Genomic DNA, 6,002 nt, shown 5'->3' on the forward strand with positions numbered 1-6,002 from the left:
CCCGCCAAAAGGCGGGGCGGTTTTTTTACGTTTGAGCGGAGGTCTTGCTTGCCCTTTTTGCCTCATACATCTTTTTGTCGGCCATCTTGATCATTTCCTCCGCCGTAAGCGGCATTTCCGTCATGGACTGTATTCCAAAAGAGGCTGTGATTTTCACAGTTTCATTTTCTACTGGGATTTTCACCGCGTCAATGTCTTTTTTTATTCTCTCCACCGTGTTGCGTGCTCCGACTTCGTCCGCGCTGTTCAAGCAAACGACAAACTCGTCTCCGCCATATCTGGCAACCCAGTCCGTTTCAGCGCGTGTGCAGGCCTTCATGGCATTGGCTACCTGCTGCAACGTAAAATCCCCCATGTCGTGGCCATAGGTGTCGTTGATTACTTTCAGATTGTCAACATCAATAAAGATGACGGACAAAGGCTGATGTGCCAAGGTTGCTTTTACAATATCAACAGGCAATCTGTCCTCCACGAAGCGGCGGTTATATACGTCAGTCAAATGATCCATCACCACCATGCTGTTGATATCGTGTATAACATGGCGCATCATTTGACCTTCTTGGTAAGTTCCGCTACCAATCATCAGACTGTCCGTGGCGTTTTTTAATAATTCGAGGGTAATTGTGCCTTCCTCCGATTCTATGGGAATCGCAGTGACCAGCATAATTTTGTCAGGCTTTTGCTCAAGCTTCATGAAGCTCTTGTTTTCGTTATAGGCGCGAACAGAGATACAGTTATCGCATATTTTGCCGTTCTTCCAATAATCGTAACAGATTTCTTCCGTCTCTTTTACTTGCTTGGTTTGATATTCCAAAACCTTTTTGTGAACGGGGTCAACCAGCCGCACTGCATCATACATTTTGCTAAAAAAAATGAGATCGTGCTCAAGCGCACTGAGGGTCAGCTTCTCGGGCATAACGTCTACTCCTACTAACATTACTTATCAATCAAACTTGGCATATATGATACAGCCGCGCTATGCGCCGCTGCGGTATATTTTCCAATTAAATGGAGCTTCCCGGCCGTTATTCCACAGGCGCAAGGCAAACGACAGCTTTGCGGTCATTATACCATGACCTCGCTTAAACTTCAACCGCCCCGCAACCCCCATATCCTGCGGGGATTCAATCTGGCGCGGACGCAACTGCCCCTGCGTGAAGGCGCGCGGACCGGCGCATTCTGCGGCAATGGGTGCCCTTGACTTTCTCAGCGGCAAGGATAGTATTCGTCGCTCACACCCATGGTAAATTCGCATATGCTGATATTGGGTAACGCAGACCCGTGAACGCGAGGTGTATTTATGAGTGATAAACGAGGGTATATTACAGTGAGGTGTCTAGCCCCATGCGCAGAAAATTTCGAGGTTGTTGTGCTTGATGCGGAAGATCAAACGGTCTTTCAAGGCAAAACCGCTCGGAATGGGACAGCCGCATTCCATGTGTACTCTCCCGGCGAACACCGAATACGCGTGCGCGCACAGGGTTGGCTGAGTCCCATGGCCGCCACAAAGTGGCTGTTTTTTTGCCCCGACAGGTTTTATACTGTATATTTCCTGTTTAACTTCTTCCTTTTGAAGCCCGATTATACAATGGCCACGTTTCGTCTGACTGACCAAAACTACGGCGGCCTACCAATTCAAAAAGGAGATATTCAATTATGCCGAGTCCCTATGTAGTCAATATTATCGACGGCGAAGGCTCCAGTAGAATTCTAAACGGATCTTACGCCGTTACCGCCGATGTGGGCGGGTATAACAACGCTTCGATTGACCCGAACACCCAAGTCATTTCAGCCGGTACCGACACCTATGATTTTGAGGTTGCAGCCACCGGCACCCTAACACTCCATGTCACAGAGGAAGGCACCTCCGGCGGGACCGCCGTGGTGGGCGCAACCTTTGTCCGGTGTGATTCCGCCGGTACGGCATATGGTAGTCCGGTTGTTTCCGTCGCAGGCGGCAACGCCGAATTTCCATTCGTCCCCTTCGCGGCCACCGGAGCGCCGACGATCTACTATCGCCAGACCCTCTCTGCGGATGACCATGAATTTGACGCTACCCTTAAGAACCTGACCATGACTGCCTCCACGGAGACCGTGGAGGTTGCCAACCCGTTGGCGGCCTTGAGAACCATTAACCTGACAGATGCCAACTATGCCGGCCTGCCCATTGAAACCGGCGATCTCACCTTCACAGCAAACTGATCTCATTTTGACACGTAGACCGGAACTTTAAAATATTCTTTTACCGCCCCGCCTTTTGGCGGGGCGGTTTGCTTTTCAATAGACGAACGTCCGGGGTCCTCCCCCACCATTGCCAACGCATACCTACTGAGCAATGTCTTTGCGGCAAAGAACCTTTTGCCGCTGTCAGCCCTTAATGAAATTGGATATAATGGTCCATACCCCCATGCACATGATGAAAATAAAGACCCAGGATTTGACCCGCGCCAAATCCGCCCGCTTATAGAGGCCGACGCGCCCCAGCCACAGTCCCAGAAGCAGTCCGCCCGCAGCCACCAGCGACCAGACAAGCACCTGCCCCGTCACCTGCCCGTTGACGGCGCGAACACCCACGGAGTACAGGTTGGTGGTCAGGAAGAAAAACTGAAGGGTCCCCACATACGCTTCCTTGCTTTCCAGTGTGCTCAGGCAGTAGAGTGCCGCCGGAGGCGCACTGACGGAGAACAGCCCTCCGAACAGGCCCGCCAGCGCCCCGGTAACGATTCCTGATCTGGGGGTGGCGGAGATGCGGGTTTTGTCGGCTGTCAGCAGATAGTAAAGCCCCACCAGCACCAGAAACAGGCCAAAAATGATGCTTAAAACCAGTTTGGGCGCCCCCGCCGACCACACGGCGGCAAAGGGCATCACCAAAAAATATGCCACGATCAACCACAATACATGCTTTGGCCGCGCGTTTTTGCGGTATTGAAAAAACATGGTGGAAGACGCCACCAGCGACAGCACCGCACAAACCGTGGAGGACACAGGAATACTGGGCAGAAACAGCGGAAAAAACGCCATTACCACCGCCGCATAGCCAAACCCGATGGCCGCCTGCAAAAATCCGCCTGCAAAGGATGCCAGCACCAGCCAGAGAAAAACGAGCTCCATACGCAAAGCCCTCCTTGACCGGCGGGTTTGCCGGTAGAATGTGCCGGTCATAAGTACGGCTGCCTGCTAATATAAGGTCCGCAGGTGAACGGTATGATTGTAGCTGATATTCAGGGAAAAAGCAACGGTTCTTTCCCCCCGGCTTTTTGCAGGGCTACTAGGAAAGGACTTCCCGCTGCGCCAAAAGCGCCGCGCCGTAGGCCCCAGCAAATCGGCCCTCTGGAAGGCATTGGACGGTGTGGCGCAGCTTCTTTCCAAGCGCCTGCGCAAAAAAATCCAAATGGCTCAATCCGCCGGTCAGCAACACCGTTTCCTCCAGGGGCAGCCGCTCGGCAAGCTGGGCCACCTTTTCCGCCACGCTGTCCACAATTCCGGCGGCGATGTCCTCCCGGGGATGGCCCGCGCCGATATAGCCGATAATCTCCGACTCTGCAAACACCGTGCACAAAGAGCTGATAGGCAACACCTTTCCCCGCTCCGCCAAAGCAAACAGCGCGTCAATCTCGCACTCCAGCCGGTTCGCCATGACCTCCACGAATTTTCCCGTCCCGGCGGAGCATTTGTCGTTCATCAGAAAATCATCCGCCGCGCCGTCGCGGATATGGATGGCCTTGGTGTCCTGCCCGCCCACGTCGATCACCGTGCAGGTGGGAAACTGCGCGGCGCAGCCAGCCGCAAAGCAGGTGATTTCCGTGATCTGCTTTGCGGCATAGTCCACCGCCCGGCGGCCATAGCCGGTGGAGACAACCGCAGCCTCCTCCACCCGCACGCCCAGCGCCAGCAGACGACGAGCAATCTCTTTTGCCGTTTCCGGGCTGCTCCACCCGGTGGGGAGCACAAAGCGTGTCTCCCCCGGGCCAAGAACCGCCACCTTGGCGGCGGTGGAGCCGATGTCAATTCCGACGCAGGTTCTCTCATTCATTCTTGCTTCTCCCAATTCAGCAGTAGCGGTCACGGTGTGGGTTGATTTGCCGGGGCAGAGCAACAATCCGGTCAATCTCCGCCTCCGACTCCGGAATGCAGCGCTGAAGCTCCTCGATATCCTCCTCCCGTACCAGCAGGGATATCCCGCAGCAGGCGCTGGCCAGCCGGGGGGTGGGGGAAATCCGAACCGGAATCCCCCGCCCCCGGGCGTATTGATAGAGCTTCAGCCCCTCGGTGTGATTCGGAAAGAGCACGTAATAATCCTGCTCCTCCGCCTGTCCATCCATTATTTCAGCATCTCCACAAATGCGCCGATGCGGGTGCGAAGCTGCTCGGCGTCCGTGTCGGTATAGTCGGTTTCAAGACCCAGCACGGGGATACCCCGCTCCTTCATGGCCCGCTCCACGTCCCGGCCCTCGGTGTCGTATAGGGTGCAGAATTTCAGGTTCGCATCAATCACGCCATCCACATGATAGGCCTCGGCAAGGCGCAGAATATCGTCGATGCGGCCCGTGTTGGGGGTAAAGCAGGCGCAGTTGTTCTTCATGTACCGGTCCGCCAGATTGTGAATCTGCTCGTCCAGCGTGGTTCCGCTCTCGTCCACCAGATTTTCAAAATACCGGGTGCCGGTGCAGTTTTCTTCGCACACCACCGCCGCGCCGGAGGTTTCAATGATGTGATGCAGCTTCCAGTTAGGGATGGCCATGGGCGTGCCGGTGACAAGAATCCGCTTGGTTCCCTTGGGGAATACGCCCATGCCGTCTTTGATGCGCTGCTCCAGCTCATCGGCCAGCTTGTTGGCCATCTCTGCGCAGCGGACGGGGTCATCGTAAAACGCAATCTGCATCATCAACAGCGCGTCCTTGCCGCTGATGGGGGTGGGGTCGACCTTGCGGCACTCAAACACCCGGGCAAGCGCCTTGCGCTTGTTGTTCAGCATTTTAATGGAAGCCGCCAGCTTTTCGGGGGTGATGGTGTTTCCAGTGAACTCTTCCACAGTATGTAAAAAGGCGCGGATTTCGTCTTCCCACTTCCGATAGTCCTGCTCCCGTTTCATCTGGGGCATGTCCATCACATGAATGGGGACTTCTTCCTTCAAAATCTCCCACGCCTTCTTCTTCCCGTCACAGGTCGTCTCGCCCACGTACATGTCCGCGATGCGGAAGAAGGGGCAGGTCTTGCCAACTCGCGCGCCCACGGAAGCCTTAATCAGGGGACACATATTTTTGGGCAGAACCTTCTCCCCCGCACCCACCCAGAACTGGGATCCGCCGCACAGGCCGGTGGCAATGGCGTCGGCTGCAAACACCACCTCGTCGGGCACGAAGATGCAGAAGGTGCCCAGCACCTTACCGCCCTTTTTCTGGTGCTCAATCAGCTCGGCGGGCCGAACACCATGAATCTCAGACACCACAAAGTCGTAAAACGCCATGCCCTCCGGGCGGTTTTCCTGAGAGAGATAGGTGTCGCCAAACGCCGCGGGAAGCACCTCGCAAAGTTGGTCGTGCGTCTCTAAATCCATCCCCAAGCTCTTCCACATCTCACGATAATCTGCCATGACAATCCCCTCTTTTTTCTAAAATTACCCGACTATATGTGCAGCTTGCCTATAGAGTCGGGCGCCACGGGGCCATTATATCATCAAATTTCCATAAGCATCATTTTGTTTCACAATACACGGCCTGTACTATCGAAACTATCAATAATAATGCAGTCATCTTGTCCCTTTTTATAAACGAATCAACAAACTGCGCCTTCTTTTAATAAATGGTATTGACGATTTGGCGTTTGGTGGCCTAAAATAAAGAAACCTATCGGCCCGGAAAACGCGCGGACAGCCGCGCGGTGGCTGGGAAAGGCGTCCGAAGCCGCGACTTTTCGTTCTTCGGCGGCTCTTTCCCCATAGAGGAGAACATGAACAAAAGACAACAACAAACCAAGCGCATCTGGGAAGTGGATTTTTTGCG

At 54.4% G+C, this 6,002-nt stretch carries 7 protein-coding genes; 1 reads left to right on the plus strand and 6 read right to left on the minus strand.

Features of this window, described 5'->3' with window-relative positions; all coding sequences use genetic code 11:
• Positions 1-25: 25 nt before the first annotated feature.
• A complete protein-coding gene (locus B2W96_RS01215; protein ID WP_293007734.1) occupies positions 26-916 on the minus strand; it encodes a GGDEF domain-containing protein in 891 nt (296 codons plus the stop codon).
• Positions 917-1,656: 740 nt separating this feature from the next.
• On the opposite strand from B2W96_RS01215, the gene B2W96_RS01220 reads away from it, so the two are divergent.
• Positions 1,657-2,202 carry a hypothetical protein gene (locus B2W96_RS01220; protein WP_293007736.1) on the plus strand — a complete coding sequence of 182 codons (546 nt, stop codon included), beginning with the start codon at positions 1,657-1,659 and terminating at the stop codon, positions 2,200-2,202.
• 165 nt (positions 2,203-2,367) lie between these two features.
• On the opposite strand, the gene B2W96_RS01225 is transcribed toward B2W96_RS01220, so the two are convergent.
• The 5 genes from B2W96_RS01225 to B2W96_RS01245 all read right to left on the minus strand — a co-directional run.
• Positions 2,368-3,111, minus strand: a complete 744-nt coding sequence (locus tag B2W96_RS01225) for a sulfite exporter TauE/SafE family protein (RefSeq protein ID WP_293007738.1) — start codon at positions 3,109-3,111, stop codon at positions 2,368-2,370.
• A gap of 157 nt (positions 3,112-3,268) precedes the next feature.
• Complete coding sequence (locus tag B2W96_RS01230; RefSeq protein WP_293007740.1) at positions 3,269-4,033, minus strand: acyl-CoA dehydratase activase; 765 nt, start codon at positions 4,031-4,033, stop codon at positions 3,269-3,271.
• Between the two features lie 16 nt (positions 4,034-4,049).
• On the minus strand, positions 4,050-4,322 hold the full coding sequence (locus tag B2W96_RS01235) for a DUF3343 domain-containing protein (protein WP_293007742.1): 273 nt from the start codon (positions 4,320-4,322) through the stop codon (positions 4,050-4,052).
• A complete protein-coding gene (locus B2W96_RS01240; protein ID WP_293007744.1) occupies positions 4,322-5,593 on the minus strand; it encodes a double-cubane-cluster-containing anaerobic reductase in 1,272 nt (423 codons plus the stop codon). Before B2W96_RS01240 ends, B2W96_RS01235 begins: the two co-directional genes overlap by 1 nt.
• Positions 5,594-5,775: 182 nt before the next feature.
• The coding region (locus B2W96_RS01245; protein ID WP_293007746.1) for a hypothetical protein at positions 5,776-6,002 on the minus strand (227 nt) is incomplete at its 5' end.

The sequence above is a fragment of the Oscillibacter sp. UBA6647 genome (genome assembly GCA_002455655.1).
Classification (GTDB): Bacteria; Bacillota; Clostridia; order Oscillospirales; family Oscillospiraceae; genus Oscillibacter.